This is a genomic window from Streptomyces sp. SD15, assembly GCF_054462255.1.
This window is the reverse complement of record NZ_JBTLMO010000022.1, coordinates 136,956-153,808: the sequence shown is the minus strand read 5'-3', so window position 1 is coordinate 153,808 and position 16,853 is coordinate 136,956. Positions and strand designations below refer to the sequence as shown.

The 16,853-nt window shown below is 70.0% G+C and carries 18 protein-coding genes; 5 read left to right on the top strand and 13 right to left on the bottom strand.

What is annotated here, in order from left to right; translation table 11 throughout:
* The 5 genes from ACX28W_RS22890 to ACX28W_RS22870 form a co-directional block, all read right to left on the bottom strand.
* Nucleotides 1–384, bottom strand: a 384-nt coding sequence (locus ACX28W_RS22890; RefSeq protein ID WP_459000994.1) for a histidine kinase, incomplete at its 3' end; no start/stop codon positions are given.
* A 192-nt stretch (nt 385–576) separates the two neighbouring features.
* A complete protein-coding gene (locus ACX28W_RS22885) occupies nt 577–1,794 on the bottom strand; it encodes an alginate lyase family protein (RefSeq protein ID WP_459000992.1) in 1,218 nt (405 codons plus the stop codon).
* 156 nt (nt 1,795–1,950) lie between these two features.
* Nucleotides 1,951–2,721: a DUF3710 domain-containing protein gene (locus tag ACX28W_RS22880; RefSeq protein ID WP_459000990.1), complete on the bottom strand. Its 771-nt coding sequence runs from the start codon at nt 2,719–2,721 to the stop codon at nt 1,951–1,953.
* Between the two features lies 1 nt (nt 2,722).
* Nucleotides 2,723–3,238: a dUTP diphosphatase gene (dut, locus tag ACX28W_RS22875; protein ID WP_459000988.1), complete on the bottom strand. Its 516-nt coding sequence runs from the start codon at nt 3,236–3,238 to the stop codon at nt 2,723–2,725.
* A complete protein-coding gene (locus ACX28W_RS22870; protein ID WP_459000987.1) occupies nt 3,235–3,819 on the bottom strand; it encodes a PaaI family thioesterase in 585 nt (194 codons plus the stop codon). Before ACX28W_RS22870 ends, dut begins: the two co-directional genes overlap by 4 nt.
* A gap of 58 nt (nt 3,820–3,877) precedes the next feature.
* On the opposite strand from ACX28W_RS22870, the gene ACX28W_RS22865 reads away from it, so the two are divergent.
* Entirely contained in the window at nt 3,878–4,339 is a 462-nt protein-coding gene (locus ACX28W_RS22865) for a DUF3093 domain-containing protein (RefSeq protein WP_459000985.1), read from the top strand.
* A gap of 17 nt (nt 4,340–4,356) precedes the next feature.
* Here the strand turns inward: ACX28W_RS22865 and ACX28W_RS22860 are convergent, their stop codons facing one another.
* The 4 genes from ACX28W_RS22860 to ACX28W_RS22845 all read right to left on the bottom strand — a co-directional run bounded on the left by ACX28W_RS22860 (nt 4,357) and on the right by ACX28W_RS22845 (nt 7,949).
* Entirely contained in the window at nt 4,357–5,340 is a 984-nt protein-coding gene (locus ACX28W_RS22860) for a hypothetical protein (RefSeq protein ID WP_459000983.1), read from the bottom strand.
* 13 nt (nt 5,341–5,353) lie between these two features.
* Nucleotides 5,354–5,650, bottom strand: coding sequence for a DUF4193 domain-containing protein (locus tag ACX28W_RS22855; protein ID WP_003997302.1), 297 nt, complete (start codon nt 5,648–5,650; stop codon nt 5,354–5,356).
* Between the two features lie 391 nt (nt 5,651–6,041).
* Nucleotides 6,042–7,289, bottom strand: coding sequence for a sensor histidine kinase (locus tag ACX28W_RS22850; RefSeq protein WP_459000979.1), 1,248 nt, complete (start codon nt 7,287–7,289; stop codon nt 6,042–6,044).
* A gap of 6 nt (nt 7,290–7,295) precedes the next feature.
* Nucleotides 7,296–7,949 carry a response regulator transcription factor gene (locus tag ACX28W_RS22845; protein WP_010983842.1) on the bottom strand — a complete coding sequence of 218 codons (654 nt, stop codon included), beginning with the start codon at nt 7,947–7,949 and terminating at the stop codon, nt 7,296–7,298.
* Between the two features lie 427 nt (nt 7,950–8,376).
* On the opposite strand from ACX28W_RS22845, the gene ACX28W_RS22840 reads away from it, so the two are divergent.
* Nucleotides 8,377–8,550, top strand: coding sequence for a hypothetical protein (locus ACX28W_RS22840; RefSeq protein ID WP_167459062.1), 174 nt, complete (start codon nt 8,377–8,379; stop codon nt 8,548–8,550).
* 118 nt (nt 8,551–8,668) lie between these two features.
* Here ACX28W_RS22840 and ACX28W_RS22835 read toward each other — a convergent pair whose 3' ends face one another.
* Both ACX28W_RS22835 and ACX28W_RS22830 read right to left on the bottom strand, forming a co-directional pair.
* Nucleotides 8,669–9,484, bottom strand: a complete 816-nt coding sequence (locus ACX28W_RS22835) for an inositol monophosphatase family protein (RefSeq protein ID WP_362073575.1) — start codon at nt 9,482–9,484, stop codon at nt 8,669–8,671.
* An 8-nt stretch (nt 9,485–9,492) separates the two neighbouring features.
* Nucleotides 9,493–10,620, bottom strand: a complete 1,128-nt coding sequence (locus tag ACX28W_RS22830) for a ferrochelatase (RefSeq protein ID WP_459000975.1) — start codon at nt 10,618–10,620, stop codon at nt 9,493–9,495.
* Nucleotides 10,621–10,786: 166 nt separating this feature from the next.
* Here ACX28W_RS22830 and ACX28W_RS22825 point away from each other — a divergent pair, with 166 nt between their 5' ends.
* Together ACX28W_RS22825 and ACX28W_RS22820 are read left to right on the top strand one after the other, a co-directional pair.
* A complete protein-coding gene (locus ACX28W_RS22825; protein ID WP_459000973.1) occupies nt 10,787–12,025 on the top strand; it encodes an MFS transporter in 1,239 nt (412 codons plus the stop codon).
* Entirely contained in the window at nt 11,985–13,304 is a 1,320-nt protein-coding gene (locus ACX28W_RS22820) for a D-arabinono-1,4-lactone oxidase (protein ID WP_459000972.1), read from the top strand. The genes ACX28W_RS22825 and ACX28W_RS22820 overlap by 41 nt, the downstream gene beginning before the upstream one ends.
* Here the strand turns inward: ACX28W_RS22820 and ACX28W_RS22815 are convergent.
* Nucleotides 13,228–14,001 (bottom strand): hypothetical protein, encoded by a 774-nt coding sequence (locus ACX28W_RS22815; RefSeq protein WP_459000970.1) that lies wholly within the window; start codon nt 13,999–14,001, stop codon nt 13,228–13,230. The two genes, ACX28W_RS22820 and ACX28W_RS22815, sit on opposite strands and share 77 nt — an antisense overlap.
* A gap of 472 nt (nt 14,002–14,473) precedes the next feature.
* Here ACX28W_RS22815 and sepH point away from each other — a divergent pair, with 472 nt between their 5' ends.
* The gene (gene sepH, locus ACX28W_RS22810) at nt 14,474–15,526 is read left to right on the top strand and encodes a septation protein SepH (RefSeq protein WP_362073560.1); all 1,053 of its coding nucleotides are present in this window, start codon (nt 14,474–14,476) and stop codon (nt 15,524–15,526) included.
* Nucleotides 15,527–15,724: 198 nt separating this feature from the next.
* Here sepH and ACX28W_RS22805 read toward each other — a convergent pair whose 3' ends face one another.
* Entirely contained in the window at nt 15,725–16,576 is an 852-nt protein-coding gene (locus ACX28W_RS22805) for a sulfurtransferase (RefSeq protein ID WP_459000969.1), read from the bottom strand.
* Nucleotides 16,577–16,853 lie beyond the last annotated feature (277 nt).

The following is a 16,853-nucleotide window of genomic DNA, read 5'->3' as shown; positions in this document are numbered from 1 at the left end:
CAGGTGCTGGATGTTGACGGTCGAGATCACGTCGATCCCGGCGGCGAGCAGCTCCTCCACGTCCTGCCAGCGCTTGGCGTTGCGCGAACCAGGGACATTGGTGTGCGCGAGTTCGTCCACCAGGGCGACGGCCGGGGCACGCTCCAGCACGGCGTCGACGTCCATCTCGGTGAAGACGCTGCCCCGGTATTCCAGGTCCTTGCGGGGGATCTGCTCCAGACCGTGCAGCATCACCTCGGTGCGTGGCCGGTTGTGGTGCTCCACGAAGGCGACCACGCAGTCGGTGCCCCGTTCCATACGGCGGTGCGCCTCGGACAGCATCGCGTATGTCTTGCCGACGCCCGGTGCCGCGCCGAGGTAGATCCGAAGCTTGCCGCGTCCCATGGTCTTAGTGTCTTCCTGTCACAGCTATGTACGCAGCGTCGACCTTACGGCCAACAATCTCGACACATGGGGCAGGAGGCTGGGTCGACGGCTCTCTTTGACACAACCCTGATGCGCGCCGCGACGTATGGGGGGAGCAGGGACGTCGGCCGGGCGCCTCGGTCGCCACCGGGCGCCCGGCCGGGCGAGGGGTCAGCTCGGGTTGTCCCCGTGGGTCAGCGTCTCCCAGGCCACGAACAGGTTGTTGCTGCCGGCCGGCCGGTTCTGCTCCGTCAGGTTCTGAGTGTTGGTCATCGCGATGCCCAGACGGTTGTGCAGGGCGTTGTAGCCGACCTCGGTGACCGGTCCGAGCCCGAGTGTGAGGGAGCCCCCGCACAGCCAGCTCGGCACCGCCTCGCCCCGCTGGTACTTCGCCTGGAATCCGAGCGCCTGCCGCAGCCGCTCGCCGACGTCCGTGCCGTACAGGTCCTCGCCCTGGATGCGGCTGGTCTCGGCGATGTGCGAGATGGCCGAGATGCCGTACCCGGTGTGCGTGAAGTCGCGGCAGGTCTCCTGGGTGAGCCCGGTGACGAAGGTGGACTGCCCCTGCCAGTAGCTGACGATCTTCGCGGTGGTGTCGAGGTTCTGGCTCGGCACGGTCTTCGGCACAGAGCCGTCGGACGAGAGATAGACGTACGCGGCCGTACGCGTCCGGAACTTGGCCATGGCCTTGTCGTACGACGTCTTGTCGTCGAGGAAGACGGAGATGCCGACGGCGGCCTCCATCATCGACAGCTCCCAGTTCCCGTTGGAGTTGGAGCCGTTGATCACCTTGGGCAGGTAGACGTTGCGCAGCATGGTCGCGAAGCGGCCGGAGTTCGTCCAGGTCCCGGTGTACGTCGACCTGATGATCTCGGCGGCCTTGGGCCAGGAGGAACCGGCCCAGCCGGTCTGCAGGGGCGCGTTGCTGTTGGTGTGCTCCTTGATCACGGCCGACCAGGCGTCCATCAGCTCGATGGACTTCTTCGCGTACCGCTCGTCGCGGGTGATGTACCAGGCAAGGGCGTCGGTGTACGCGGCTATCGCGTCCTCGCGCTCGTCGGTGCAGCCGTTGTTGGGGTTCGAGTACGAGCCGCACTCCACGGTCGCCCGGGGCTTGGCGGTGCGCGTCAGCGAGGCGTACTTGCTCGCCATCATCTGGTCGTACGCCCCCTTCCACGGCTGGGCTCCCGCGTTGACCTTGGTGCGGGCGAAGTCCAGCTGGCTCTTGGAGACGGTGACTCCGGGGTGCGCGAACGCAGCGGGGGCGGCGTCGGCGCGGTGGGCGGTGGGCCAGGCGAGGAGGCCGCCCACGAGGGCCGCGGTCGCGGCGGTGGCGAGCAGGGCGGGGCGGCGTGGTCTGCGGCGGTGCCTTGCGGGGGTCTCGGGCATGTGGGGGGCCATCCGTTCTCGTATGTGAACGATGAACGCGTGTTTGGACACACGTGATGGCCGGGACCTTAGGTATAGACCAACCGCCCGTCAAGAGGTCACGCAACGACAAAGGGTCGCACCCCCAGTGGAGGTGCGACCCTTTCAACGCGCCGTCTAGCGGACCTCGGTGATCTCCGGCCCGCGCTGCAGCTGTCCCATGCCACCGGAGAAGCGCGAACCGCTCTGCTCCTCCTGCTGAACACCTTCGGGAACCATCTGCGCGTCGTTCGGCAGCTTCAGGACGATCGGGTCGCGGGGGGCCATCGGACCCTCACCGCGTACGACGACCGTGTCCCGGAAGATCTGCTCGAGCAGGCCCGCGGCCCCCGGCTGCACCGCCCCCTGCCCGGAGATCACTCCGCGCAGGAACCAGCGAGGACCGTCCACGCCGACGAACCGCACGACCTGGAAACCGCCCGTGCCGTCCGGCAGCTGCACCGGCACCTGCGCCCGCAGCTCCCAGCCCAGCGGGCCCTCGACCTCGTCGATGACACCGCCCTGCTGCGTGATGCCCGACGCGATCTCCTCGCGCACCTCACCCCAGATGCCCTCACGCTTGGGAGCGGCGAAGGCCTGTAGCTGAATGGCGCTGTCCTTGAGGACGACGGTCGCCGCGACGATCGCGTCACCCGCGACCTCGACCCGCAACTCCATGCCGTCGACTCCGGGCACGAAAAGACCGCCCAGGTCCACGCGGCCCTCGGCGGGGTCCCGCACCTCCGAGTCGTCCCAGGGTCCGTCGGGCCGCGGCTCCGGCTCGAGCCTCACGCGCTCCCGCTCGGCCTCGTCCGCCTCGTCCGCCTCAGTGTCGACATTGTCGACGACCTGCTCGGCCTCGCCCGCCGCATCCTCGGCGGCACTGCCCTTCTTGCGACGTCCGAACACGTCACTGTCCTTCCCGGTCGGATACGACCGAAGCGTATCGATTCCCACCCGCTGTGCCGCCCACCGCGGCATGACCGCCAGTGGACCCGAAGCCCCCTGCGGCCCGCGCCGAATCGGGAAGTTCCGCCACCTCCTGGAAGCGAACCTTCTCGACCTGTTGGACGACCAGTTGGGCAATCCGGTCGAAGCGCTCGAACCGCACGGACTCGCGCGGGTCGAGATTCGCCACGATCACCTTGATCTCCCCACGGTACCCGGCATCAACCGTCCCCGGGGCATTCACGAGGGCGACACCGCAGCGGGCGGCGAGCCCGGAACGCGGGTGCACGAAGGCCGCGTACCCCTCGGGCAGCGCGATGGACACTCCCGTGGGCAGCACGGCACGCTCGCCCGGCTGCAGTTCACAGCCCTCGGTGGTGCGCAGATCGGCTCCCGCGTCACCGGGGTGCGCGTACTCGGGAAGCGGGACGTCCGGGTCGACGCGCCGGATCAGCACGTCCACAGGGTTACGGGTCACGGGTTCACCTCGAAGGCACGGACACGGCGGATCTGGTCCGGGTCGTTCATGGCGGCCCGGATCTCCTCCGGGCGGCCGTTGTCGATGAAGTGGTCGACCTTGACCTCGATGAAGAGGGCGTCGGCGCGGACGGCGACGGGCCCGTCCGGACCGCCGATCCGCCCGGTGGCGGTCGAGTAGATCTTGCGGCCGGCCACCGCCGTGACCTCCGCCTCCAGGTACAGCACGGTGTCCACGGGGACGGGCCGCACGAAGTCGGTCTCCAGTCGGCCGGTGACGGCGATGGTGCGCAGCAGCCAGTTCAGCGAACCGAGCGTCTCGTCGAGCGCGGTGGCGAGCACTCCGCCGTGGGCGAGGCCGGGGGCGCCCTGATGGACGGACCGCACGGTGAACTCCGCCGTGACTCGGACCCCGTCCTCCGCACGTGCCGCCAGATGCAGCCCGTGCGGCTGCTCCCCGCCGCACCCGAAACACTGTTCGTAGTGCGCACCCAGGAGCTCGCCGGGAGCGGGCGCATCGGGGTGCCGCACCGGCGCGACGGCGTCGGCGGGAGGTGCCAGAGCTGCGGAAGTACCACTCACAGCCGCAGACCTTACCCGCGCGTCGGCCCTCCCTAGGCACCGTGCCAAGCTTGGCTTCATGCAGCTCTCCGCCTCCCCGTACGAAGAACGCCTCACCGCACCCCGCACCTGGTGGCTGGTGTGCTTCCTGGTCGGCGTCGCGATGGCCCTGGTCTTTCTGCCGTTCGGCACACTGCCCCTGCTGGGCGGGCTGGTCGGCGGCACCGCCGTCTCGGCCGTCGTGGCGAGTTCGTACGGCTCGATCCGCATCCGCGTCGTCGGCGACTCCCTGATCGCGGGCGAGGCCAAGATCCCGGTCGCGGCCCTGGGCGACAGCGAGATCCTGGACCAGGAGGAGGCGCGCGCCTGGCGCACCTCCAAGGCGGACCCTCGCGCCTTCATGCTGCTGCGCGCGTACATCCCGACAGCTCTTCGCATCCCGGTCACGGATCCGGCCGACCCCACCCCGTACCTGTACCTGTCGACAAGGGAGCCGGAGCGCTTGGTGGCGGCGCTGGAGGCGGCGCGCGCGTCGGCGTAAGGGACGTCGCTACGGGCTCAGTGCCCGAGCTTCTTGGGGATCTCCCCCATCCGCAACGGCTCCGCGGGCTTCTCCAGCGGTGGCAGTTCCGCGAGCGCGTCCCAGGACACCTGGGACTTGCGCAGGTCCTTGCGGATACGCGCGGCGAGGCGTTTGGTGTCGCGGCGGTTCATGACCGCTCCCACCGCCGCACCCACCATGAACGGCATCAGGTTCGGCAGATCCCGGACCATGCGCTTCATGATCTGCTGGCGCAGCTCGCGCTTCATCTGGCCGCCCAACGCGGCGTTGATCGTCATCGGCTTGGTCACGTCGATCCCGCGCTCCGAGGACCAGGAGTTCAGATACGCGGTGCTGCGCTGCTTGAGATTGCCGGGCGGCCGCAGACCGTAGATCTCGTGGAGCTCGGCGATCAGCTTCAGCTCGATCGCGGCGACGCCGGTGATCTCGGTGGCGAGCTCCGTGGGCATCGCGGGCGGCACCGGCAGCATCGCGGCCGCGCCGATCCCGGCGCCCACCGTGGACGTCCCGTTGGCCGCGCCCGCGACGAGCTTGTCCGCGAGCTGCTCGGCGGTGAGACCGGGGAACTGCTGACGGAGGGTCGCGAGGTCCCGTACGGGGACCCGCGGGGCGATGTCGATGATCCGGTCGGCGAGGTGGGCCAGGCCCGCCCTGGCCCTGCTGCCGCCCATGTGGGCGCCCTTCTGGACACCCCTGATGACCCCGTCCCGAACGACCGCCACACGGCGCCTGGCGGCGGGCGCGGGAGCGTCCACCGGCGCCGGGGCGTCGGTCGGTGCAGGGGCATCTGCCGGCGTCAGATCGCCGGCATGCGCAAAGGCGCCTGTCGGCGCTGTGGCGGGCGCCCGCTCGAGCGAGGCTGATCCTGGTCGGGAAGAGCCCCGCTCGTCGTCACGCACGCCTTCAGGGCCGTCTGAGGGCCCTACGTCCGCTCCCCGCGAGAGGAAGCGGCGCTTCCAAGGAGGGGTCGAGCCAGTCACGGCCGACCCTGCCTCAGTCGCAGTCGCGGCAGATCGGCTGACCGTTCTTCTCTCGGGCCAGCTGACTGCGGTGGTGCACCAGGAAGCAGCTCATGCAAGTGAACTCGTCCTGCTGCTTGGGCAGCACCCGGACGGCCAGCTCCTCGTTCGAGAGGTCGGCTCCGGGCAGTTCGAGGCCTTCCGCGGCCTCGAATTCGTCTACGTCGACGGACGACGTGGACTTGTCGTTCCGGCGAGCCTTCAGTTCTTCAAGGCTGTCCGAGTCGACGTCGTCGTCGGTCTTGCGTGGGGTGTCGTAATCCGTTGCCATGTCGCTCTCCCCCTCTGGGTGTCTGCGGTGTCTCAGCGCACGTAACGCGTGAGAGGCCGGACTTGTGCCCGACCTGAGGCGGAGATTTTGCCTCACATCAAGGTCTGTTACTCAATCGACACCCAACCGGACACCTCAAGAGTGATCGGCTTGGATGGCGAACGGGACCGTACACGGTCCCCATGCCGCACTTCAAAGGGCCTCACCGTGTACTTCCCGTGATCTAGACCCCCGAAAACCCGGATTTTCCCGGCTTTCCGACGGCCTGCGTGACCACGGAGAGTAGATGGCCGGAAATTCGCCCTTGTGATCGATCACACACGAGCCTCCCGGATGGGTGACCAGAAAATTCCGCGCAAAGCGAACATCGTCACGCGTCGGCGACATGGTCTCAGATCGGAAGGGTGACGCGCATCACGAGCCCACCTCCCTCGCGCGGCTCCGCGACGATGTGACCACCGTGGGCACGGGCCACCGACCGGGCGATCGAAAGGCCGAGGCCCACGCCCTTGTCGCTGCCCGTGCGCTCCGTACGCAGCCGCCGGAATGGCTCGAAAAGATTGTCGATCTCGTACGCCGGCACCACCGGACCCGTGTTCGAGACCACCAGCACCGCCTGGCCGTGCTGCACCTGCGTCGTGACCTCGACCCAGCCGTCCTCCGGCACGTTGTACCGCACCGCGTTCTGGACGAGGTTCAGGGCGATCCGCTCGAGCAGGACGCCGTTGCCCTGGACGACCGCCTCGGCGCGCTTCCCACGGATGAGCACCCCCTTGGCCTCGGCCTCGGCGTGCACCTGATCGACAGCCTGCGAGGCGACCTCGGCGAGGTCCACGGGCTTGCGCTCCACGATCTGGTTGTCGCTGCGGGCGAGCAGCAGCAGGCCCTCGACCAGCTGTTCGCTGCGCTCGTTCGTCGCGAGCAGCGTCTTGCCCAGTTGCTGCAGCTCGACCGGTGCGGCGGGGTCGGAGAGGTGCACTTCGAGGAGTGTGCGGTTGATCGCGAGCGGGGTGCGCAGTTCGTGCGAGGCGTTCCCGACGAAACGCTGCTGGGCGGTGAAGGCCCGCTGCAGCCGCTCCAGCATGTCGTCGAAGGTGTCGGCCAGCTCCTTCAACTCGTCGTCCGGGCCGTCCAGTTCGATCCGCCGGGACAGGTCCGAGCCCGCCACCGCGCGCGCGGTGCGGGTGATCCGGCCGAGCGGCGAGAGCACCCGACCCGCCATGGCGTAGCCGAAGGCGAAGGCGATGATGGCGAGGCCGAGCAGGGCGAGCAGGGAGCGGCTGAGCAGGTCGTCCAGGACGGCCTGGCGCTGATGGTCGATGCACGCGCTGATCGCGTCGTTGAACGTGGTGAGCGGGATGTTGCTCGCGTCGACGCCAGGGCAGTTGTCGCTGGCGACCTTGATGTCGGTGCCGCCGACGATCTTGAAGAGCGGCGCGGAGCCCGTGTTCAGCGCCTGCGCCGCGAGCAGATAGATGATCGACAGCAGCAGGATGCCGGCGATCAGGAACATGCCGCCGTACAGCAGCGTGAGTCGTATCCGGATGGTCGGGCGCAGCCAGGGGAACGGCGGCTCCTGCCTTCGCGGGTCCCAGGTGGGCTTCGGGGGCGCCGTCGGCGGCGCGGGGGTCGTGGCCACCGCGGATCAGATCCGGTAGCCGGAGCCGGGCACGGTGACGATCACCGGGGGCTCGCCGAGCTTGCGGCGCAGGGTCATCACGGTGACGCGCACGACGTTGGTGAAGGGGTCCGTGTTCTCGTCCCAGGCCTTCTCCAGGAGCTGCTCCGCGGAGACGACGGCGCCCTCGCTGCGCAGCAGCACCTCCAGGACGGCGAACTCCTTGGGCGCGAGCTGGACTTCCTTGCCGTCGCGGAAGACCTCGCGGCGGTTCGGGTCGAGCTTGATCCCGGCGCGCTCCAGGACGGGCGGCAGCGGCACGCTCGTACGGCGTCCGAGGGCACGCACGCGTGCCGTCAGCTCGCTGAACGCGAACGGCTTCGGGAGATAGTCGTCGGCTCCGATCTCCAGGCCCTCGACACGGTCGCTGACGTCGCCGGACGCGGTGAGCATCAGCACGCGTGTGGGCATGCCGAGCTCGACGATCTTGCGGCAGACGTCGTCGCCGTGCACGAGCGGGAGGTCGCGGTCGAGGACGACCACGTCGTAGTCGTTGACGCCGATGCGCTCCAGGGCGGCCGCACCGTCGTACACGACGTCGACGGCCATGGCCTCCCGGCGCAGTCCGGTGGCCACCGCATCGGCGAGCAGCTGCTCGTCCTCGACGACGAGTACGCGCACGTCGCTTGTCCTTCCTCTGTCCACCCGCGTAGCGCCTCTTCGGCGCACGCGGGCAGGGTCTTCACGGGTGAGAGGCCTCCATCCTGCCTTTTTCGGCCATAAACCGGCTGTAAGGCGGGTGGGACGCAGGGTGTGAGGCAGCCGGTACGACGGTCCCGGGGCCGGGGAATACGAGATTTTCCCCTCGGGTTGAGGTTTCCGCGGAAGGGAGCGGGGGGAGGACGGATTTACACCCCGCGATCACGCTCTGCTTTGGGCACGCCACCTTGTGGTACGCCCGGCCGCTTCCGCAGAGCGGGCGTGGGTGTCCGGCACCGTCGCCGCCCAGCACGGGCAGCGCTGGGCACCCATCCGGAGACGTGATCGCCCCTTCCGAACGGCACACCCCCGTGCCATCGACCCACGACCCAGGACGAGGGGGCGCAGCATGGACGCATTCACCGCAGGACTTCTGCAGCGCATAAGGGCAACCGAGTCCGACCTGACGCGGGCTCGCGAAACGGGCGACGACTTCCTCGCGGAGGTCGAGCAGGCCGAGCTCGACGACCTGCACCGCCTCGCCGCCGAGCACGGTGTGGAGGTCGGCGCGACGCGCGTCTGAGATCGGTTCGTACCAGAGCGGGGCCCCGGCATCGATCCAGTGCCGGGGTCCCGCTCCGTTGTTGTGCGTACCGCCGAGCTCAGACGTCTGCGGTACGTACCGCCGAGCTCAGGCGTCCTCAGTCATGCCAGGCGCCGAACTCCTCCAGGAGCTGCTGGAGGGGCTCGAAGACGCCCGGGGAGGCCGCCACCGCCAGATCGCCCGCGGGGCGCTCTCCGGGGCGCCCACCGGTCAGGGCGCCCGCCTCACGGGCGATCAGGTCGCCCGCCGCGAGGTCCCAGGGGTGGAGCCCGCGCTCGTAGTAGCCGTCGAGGCGGCCCGCCGCGACGTCGCAGAGGTCGACCGCCGCCGAGCCGCTGCGCCGGATGTCACGCAGCAGCGGGATCAGCCGCTGGGCGACGTCGGCCTGGTGGACCTTGACCTCGGTCACGTAGTTGAAGCCGGTCGAGACCAGGGCCTGGTCCAGGGGCGGCGACGGACGGCAGGTCAGCCGGCGCTCGCCGACCCAGGCTCCGGTGGCCCGGGCGCCACGGCCGCGCACCGCGGAGTAGGTCTCGCCGCGCATCGGTGCCGCGACGACTCCGACGACGGTCTCGCCGTCCTGTTCCGCCGCGATGGACACGGCCCAGGTCGGCAGCCCGTACAGGTAGTTGACCGTGCCGTCGAGCGGGTCGATGACCCAGCGGATGCCGCTGGTGCCCTCCGTGGCGGCGCCCTCCTCGCCGAGGAAACCGTCGGCGGGGCGGCGCGTGGAGATCAGGTCCGTGATCAGCTTCTCGGCGGCGATGTCCATCTCGGTGACGACGTCGATCGGGCTGGACTTGGTGGCGGCGACCGCGAGGTCGGCCGGGCGGCCGTCCCGCAGCAGCTCACCGGCGCGGTGGGCCGCCTCGTGCGCGAGCTGAAGCAGTTCGGTGTGCAGGGGCTGGGTCACGGGGCTCCTCATGCGTACGGGCTGTCGGCGCCCGCGGCGGCGGGCTTGGGGGCGCGGGCCGGGCAGCAGCCCACCGGGCACAGGTCCCGGCCCGCACCGAGCGCTCCGAGGGCGCACGGGGTCACCTGGCGGCCGCTCTCGGTCGCGGCGCGCTCCAGGACGAGGTCACGGATCGCCGCGGCGAACCGCGGGTCGGCGCCCACGGTGGCCGAGCGGCGCACCGGCAGACCCAGCTCCTCTGCCTTGGCCTTCGCCTCCGTGTCGAGGTCGTACAGCACCTCCATGTGGTCCGAGACGAACCCGATGGGGGCCATCACGACGGCCGGAACCCCGGCGCCGTGCAGCTCCTCCAGGTGGTCGCAGATGTCGGGCTCCAGCCACGGGATGTGCGGGGCTCCGGAGCGCGACTGGTAGACGAGCTGCCAGGGGTGCTCGATCCCGGTCTCCTCGCGCACGGCGTCGGCGACCAGCCTCGCCACGTCCAGGTGCTGCTTGACGTACGCACCGCCGTCACCGTGGTCCTCGACCGGGCCGGAGGTGTCGGCCGCCGCGTCGGGGATGGAGTGCGTCGTGAAGGCGAGGTGTGCGCCCTCGCGTACGTCCTCGGGAAGTTCGGCGAGGGACTTCAGAACGCCCTCGATCATGGGCTCCACGAAGCCGGGGTGGTTGAAGTAGTGGCGCAGCTTGTCGACCTTCGGCAGCTCCAGGCCTTCGGCTTCGAGCGTGGCCAGGGACTCGGCGAGGTTCTCGCGGTACTGGCGGCAGCCCGAGTACGAGGCGTACGCGCTGGTGGCGAGGACGAGGATGCGGCGGCGGCCATCGGCGACCATGTCGCGCAGGGTGTCGGTCAGGTACGGCGCCCAGTTGCGGTTGCCCCAGTAGACGGGCAGGTCCAGGCCGTGGTCCGCGAAGTCCTTGCGGAGGGCGTCGAGCAGGGCGCGGTTCTGGTCGTTGATGGGGCTGACCCCGCCGAAAAGGAAGTAGTGCTGCCCCACTTCCTTGAGCCGTTCCTTGGGGATGCCGCGCCCGCGCGTCACGTTCTCCAGGAACGGAACGACGTCGTCCGGGCCTTCGGGGCCGCCGAACGAGAGCAGCAGCAGGGCGTCGTAGGGGGTGGCATCGAGCGCATCTGGCATACCTCCGATCCTGCCATCCGGCGCCGACGACCAGGAGCCCGGCCTGCGCTCGGGCGTGCTTCAGGGTTACCGGACCCGTAAGCTGTATCGGCTAGCTTCACGCCTTACCGAAGTTCGGACCGCCCGTGGTGACGGGGCGGCCGAGCCGAGCCGACCGGAGTCCTCCGTGCCCAGCCCGTACCGCGCCCTGTTCGCCGCCCCCGGCTCCAAGGGCTTCTCCGCCGCGGGTTTCGTCGGCCGCATGCCGCTGTCGATGATGGGCATCGGCGTGGTGACGATGATTTCCCAGCTCACCGGGCGGTACGGGCTCGCGGGCGCGCTGTCGGCGACCATGGCCCTGGCGGCCGCGGCGCTGGGCCCGCAGGTCTCCCGCCTGGTGGACCGGTACGGGCAGCGGCGGGTCCTGCGCCCCGTCACCCTGTTCGCACTGGCCGCGGCCGCCGGGCTGCTGCTCGCCGCGCACTTCGAGTGGCCGGACTGGGTGCTGTTCGTCTGCTCGGCCGGCATCGGCTGCGTACCCAGCATCGGCGCGATGATCCGGGCCCGCTGGGCGGCCCTCTACCGGGACACGCCGCAGTTGCACACCGCGTACTCCTTCGAGTCCGTGGTCGACGAGATCTGCTTCATCTTCGGACCGATCATCTCCATCGGCCTGTCCACGGTCTGGTTCCCGGAGGCCGGGCCGCTGCTCGCCGCCTGCTTCCTCGCGGCCGGTGTCTTCTGGCTGACGGCCCAGCGCGGCACCGAGCCGGTGCCGCACCCGCGCGAGCAGCACACCAGCGGTTCGGCGCTGGCCTCGGCCGGACTCCAGGTCCTGGTGGCCACGTTCGTGGCGACCGGGGCGATCTTCGGGGCCGTCGACGTGGTCACCGTGGCCTTCGCCGACGAGCAGGGCCACAAGGGCGCCGCGAGCGTCGTCCTGGCCCTGTACGCGGCGGGTTCCTGCGTGGCGGGAGCGGTGTTCGGGCTGCTGCGCTTCGCGGGGGCGCCCGAACGTCGGTGGCTGCTGGGCATATGCGCGATGTCCGTGAGTATGATCCCCCTCCTACTGGTCGGAAACTTGCCGTTTCTGGCTGTGGCGCTGTTCGTTGCGGGGCTGTCCATCGCTCCCACGATGATCACGACGATGTCCCTCATCGAGCAGCACGTACCACGCGCGAAACTGACCGAAGGCATGACCTGGGTGAGCACCGGACTCGCGGTCGGGGTCGCGCTCGGATCCTCCGTGGCCGGCTGGGTGATCGACGCCGCCGGCGCGAAGGCCGGGTACGGGGTTCCGGCGGTGTCCGGTGCCGTCGCGGTCGCGGTGGGATTCCTCGGGTATCGCCGGCTGAGCAGGCCGGTTCCGCAGCGGGAGGGGACCCATGAGCACCACAGTGAGCGGGAAGAGCGGCACGTGGCGTAACTGGGCGGGGAACGTCACCGCTCGTCCCGTACGGGAGGCCACCCCTGCCTCGGTCGAGGAACTTTCCGCCGCCGTACGGAAGGCCGCGGAAGACGGCCTGAAAGTGAAGGCTGTCGGCGCCGGCCACTCCTTCACGGCTGCCGCCGCGACCGATGGCGTATTGATCCGCCCTCAACTGTTGACCGGAATCCGCCGCATTGATCGCGAGGCCGGCACCGTCACTGTTGAGGCGGGTACCCCGCTCAAGCGTCTCAACATGGCTCTCGCGCGCGAGGGACTGTCGCTCACGAACATGGGCGACATCATGGAGCAGACGGTTTCGGGGGCGACCAGCACCGGAACGCACGGCACGGGCCGCGACTCGGCCTCGATCGCCGCGCAGATCAAGGGACTTGAGCTGGTCACGGCGGACGGCTCGGTCCTCACCTGCTCGGAGACGGAGAATCCCGAGGTCTTCGCGGCCGCCCGCGTCGGCATAGGCGCCCTGGGGATCGTCACGGCGATCACCTTCTCCGTGGAGCCGATATTTCTGCTCACCGCCCGCGAGGAGCCGATGACCTTCGACAAGGTCACCGCCGACTTCGACGAACTCTTCACCGAGAACGAGCACTTCGAGTTCTACTGGTTCCCGCACACCGGCAACTGCAACACCAAGCGCAACAACCGCAGCGCGGGCCCCGAGAAGCCGGTCGGACAGCTGAGCGGCTGGATCGAGGACGAGTTCCTCTCCAACGGCGTCTTCCAGGTGGCCAATCTGCTCGGTCGCGCCGTGCCCGCCACCATCCCGACGATCGCGAAGATCTCCAGCCGAGCACTGTCCGCGCGGACGTACACCGACATTCCCTACAAGGTCTTCACTTCTCCGCGCCGGGTGCGCTTCGTGGAGATGGAGTACGCCGTCCCGCGCGAGGCCCTGGTGGAGACGCTGCGCGAGCTGAAGAGGATGGTCGACCGCTCACCTCTTCGGGTCAGCTTCCCCGTCGAGGTCCGCACGGCCCCCGCCGACGACATCGCGCTCTCCACCGCGTCAGGACAGGACAGCGCGTACATCGCCGTCCATATGTTCAAGGGCACCCCCTATCAGGCGTACTTCACCGCCGCCGAGCGGATCTTCACCGCGCACGAGGGCCGCCCGCACTGGGGCAAGGTGCACACGCGTGACGCGGAGTACTTCCGCAAGGTGTATCCGCGCTTCGGTGAGTTCACTGCCCTGAGGGATCGACTCGACCCGGATCGGCGCTTTGGGAACGACTACTTGCGTCGGGTGCTGGGTCCGTAGGCGCGCCGGTCGCGGGCGTCGGAGTGTCGGTCGGCGTCTGCGAGGCTGCACTGGAACTCGGCGTCGGCGTGGGCATGGTGGCACTGCCGTCGTCCTCGGCGGCGCCGTCCTCACGGGCGCCGTCCTCGGTGACGGCGGCGCCACCGTCGCCGGAGGGCTGCTGCGACGATCCGGCCGTAGGCGTCGTACGGGAAGTACTGGGCTCCGACGTGGAGCCGGACCCGGAACCGGCGCTGGAGCCGCTCCCCTTCAGGGCGTCACCGACGGTGGTGCTCTTCCCGTCGCCGCTGAAACTCTGCCCCGACACCATCTCGTACGTGGTGATGCCCGCCATGGTGACACCGAAGACGAGCGCCGCGGCCAGCACCGGCCGCTTCCAGCTCTTGACCCGAGCTCGGTAGACGGTCCCTTCGGTGAACTCCCCCACGGCGGGCGCCTGCTCGGTCCTCGGCTTGGCCTGGACCGTCACATCGCGTATCTGCTCACCCGTGCGCTTGAAGAAGTGCTGGAAGACGGTGCCGCCGCAGGTGGCGATCGCGCTCACCACACCGGCGCCCAGGATCGTCCCGTACACCCCGAAGTAGGAGGCGAGTTTGGCCGCCACCACCGCGGCCACGGCGCTGCCCGCCACTTGCGGAACGCTCAGATCCACCCGCTTCTTCTTCGGCTCCTCCTCGACATCCGACTTCTCACGCATCCCCGGACCTTGCCTACCTTTCCCGTACTTGATCGACCGACTGCACGAGAAGGGGACGTACGGGCGAAACGATTAGTTCCGTTTCCGACGATTACGTGAAATGTGCCACGTTTCGTGGTCACGAAAACCGCACATCGGGCGGCCAACTACCACCCCCTACTAGAAGTTGGGCGGCGCGCCGATCCACGCACATGGCCCGAATGGAGTACTGTTGCCAGCCCTGGGTCCGGACTCCCGCCAGGGTGTCCGGGGCCTTGCAGGACCGCCGGGAGGGGGCTCGTTGCACAGGGTGATGGAGTTCGTCACTTAGCGTTGCAAATAGGTAACCGTGCCATAACGGCGATCCCGGGCCTGTGCCCGACACGCCGGGCAACTCGGCAAGGTTGTGGCAGGCTGCACCCGGGCAGGCCACACTCGACTAGCGGAAGCAGCGACGCACGTGACGTCGGCAGGCACCACCCGGGAGGTCCCCATGCCGGAACTGCGTGTCGTGGCCGTCTCTAACGACGGCACACGGCTGGTGCTGAAGGCTGCGGACAGCACGGAGTACACGCTTCCGATTGATGAGCGTCTGCGTGCCGCTGTACGCGGCGACCGTCCCCGCCTCGGCCAGATCGAGATCGAGGTGGAGAGCCATCTCCGCCCCCGAGACATCCAGGCGCGGATACGTGCAGGCGCCTCCGCGGAGGAAGTCGCCCAGCTCGCCGGAATCCCCGTCGACCGGGTGCGCCGCTTCGAGGGCCCTGTCCTCGCCGAGCGCGCCTTCATGGCCGAGCGGGCCAGGAAGACTCCCGTCCGCCGCCCCGGTGAGAACGCCGGACCCCAGCTCGGCGAGGCCGTCCAGGAGCGACTGCTGATCCGGGGGGCCGAGAAGGACACCGTCCAGTGGGACTCGTGGCGTCGCGACGACGGCACCTGGGAAGTGCTGCTGGTCTACCGGGTCGCCGGCGAACCGCACTCGGCGAGCTGGACCTACGACCCGCCCCGGCGACTCGTCCAGGCCGTCGACGACGAGGCGCGCTCGCTGATCGGCGAGTCCGACGACCTCGCGGCGTCGCCCGAGCCGAGCTTCCCGTTCGTCCCGCGCATCGCACGGCTGCCCCGGGATCGCCCGCTGGATCGCGCCCTGGACCGGCAGATGGAGCGGCCGAGTCTGCCGGCGCCACCCCCCGAGCCGGTCGAGGAGAGCGCGGGCGACCGCGATTCGCTCACCAGCCTTCTGGAGGCAGTGCCCAGCTTCCGGGGCGACATGGTGGTGCCCGAGCGGCCCTCCACCACGGAACGCCCGGCCCCGGAGGAGCCTCCCGCCGAACCCGAGGCGGAGGAGCCCCCGGCTCCCGCGGCCTCGGCCGGTTCCGCCTACGCGGACGTGCTGATGCCCCGCTCGGTCGGCAGTCACCGCGACCGCCTGGTCGGTGCGACCGACCGCCAGGCCGAGGCCGACGGCGTCCGCCCGGGCCGCAGAGCGGCGGTCCCGAGCTGGGACGAAATCGTCTTCGGGACACGGCGCAAGAAGCAGGAGTAGCGCGGGAACAGCAACAGCGGGTCACCCGTACGAGCGATGGGGCGTGCACCGGACCGGTGCACACCCCATTGTCGTCACGGCCCACGCCCCGTCGTCGTCACGGCCGCGCGCCCCCTCGTCGTCACGGCCGCGCGCCCCCTCGTCGTCACCACCGGCGCGCGGGGCATCGTCCTCACCGAGGATGGGGCCCGATCCTCGTCACTGCGGGTCGGGGCCCACGGCGACCGGACGGCTTCCGCCCCGGGACCACTCCGACCAGGAACCCACGTACAGCGCGGCCGGGATGCCCGCGACGGCGAGCGCCAGCACCTCGTGGGCAGCGGAGACTCCCGAGCCGCAGTACACGCCGACCTCGCAAGTGCCGGTCGCGCCGAGGGACTTGAAGCGGTCGGCGAGCTCGGCGGCCGGCCGGAACTGGCCGCCCTCCGTGACGTTCTCCGTGGTCGGCGCGGAGACCGCGCCCGGGATGTGCCCGCCGACGGGGTCGATCGGCTCGACCTCGCCCCGGTAACGCTCACCGGCCCGGGCGTCGAGCAGCAGGCCCGTACGGGCGACCGCGGCGGCCCCGTCCGCGTCGAGCAGCGGCCGGGCACCCGGCACCGGCACGAAACTTCCGGCCTCGGGCGTCGGGACCTCCGTGGACACCGGCCCGCTCCAGCCGGCCAGCCCGCCGTCGAGCACCCGCACCGACGGATGCCCCGTCCAACCCAGCATCCACCAGGCGCGCGCGGCGGCCCACCCGACGCCACCGTCGTACACGACGACATCGCGGTCCGCGGACACCCCGGCGGCCCGCATCGCCGCGCCGAAGACCTCGAGGTCGGGCAGCGGATGGCGGCCGCCGTCACCCGCCTTCCCGGCCAGTTCGGCGTCCAGGTCGATGAAGACCGCACCGGGGATGTGCCCCGCCTCGTAGGCGGCCCGACCGTCGAAGGGGGCGGCCCCGGCGGCCGTGGCCGTGGAGAGCTGCCAGCGGATGTCGAGCACGACCGGCGGGTTCGGCCCTGCCAGCTCGCTCGCGAGTTCGGATGCGGAAATGATGACGTTCATGGCCACCATCCTTGCGCACGGGGTGGCCGCGGCGCCCAGGTCCGACTACTGTGCTCGGCCGGACAGGTCCGATCACGAGGCGTACGGGATCGGGCACATGCTGTACAGCCGATGGACACCCTGCGGCAAAGGCGCGGAAACGGATGGGGGTCTGCACATCGGGCATCCTGCGGCCGTGGACCGCGCATGACGGCGCGGCCGGAACGCACAGGGTGACAGGTGGTGCGAGCATCGGCACGGGGCGCGCACGCACGCGGCTGTGATACGCGTGTGGGTA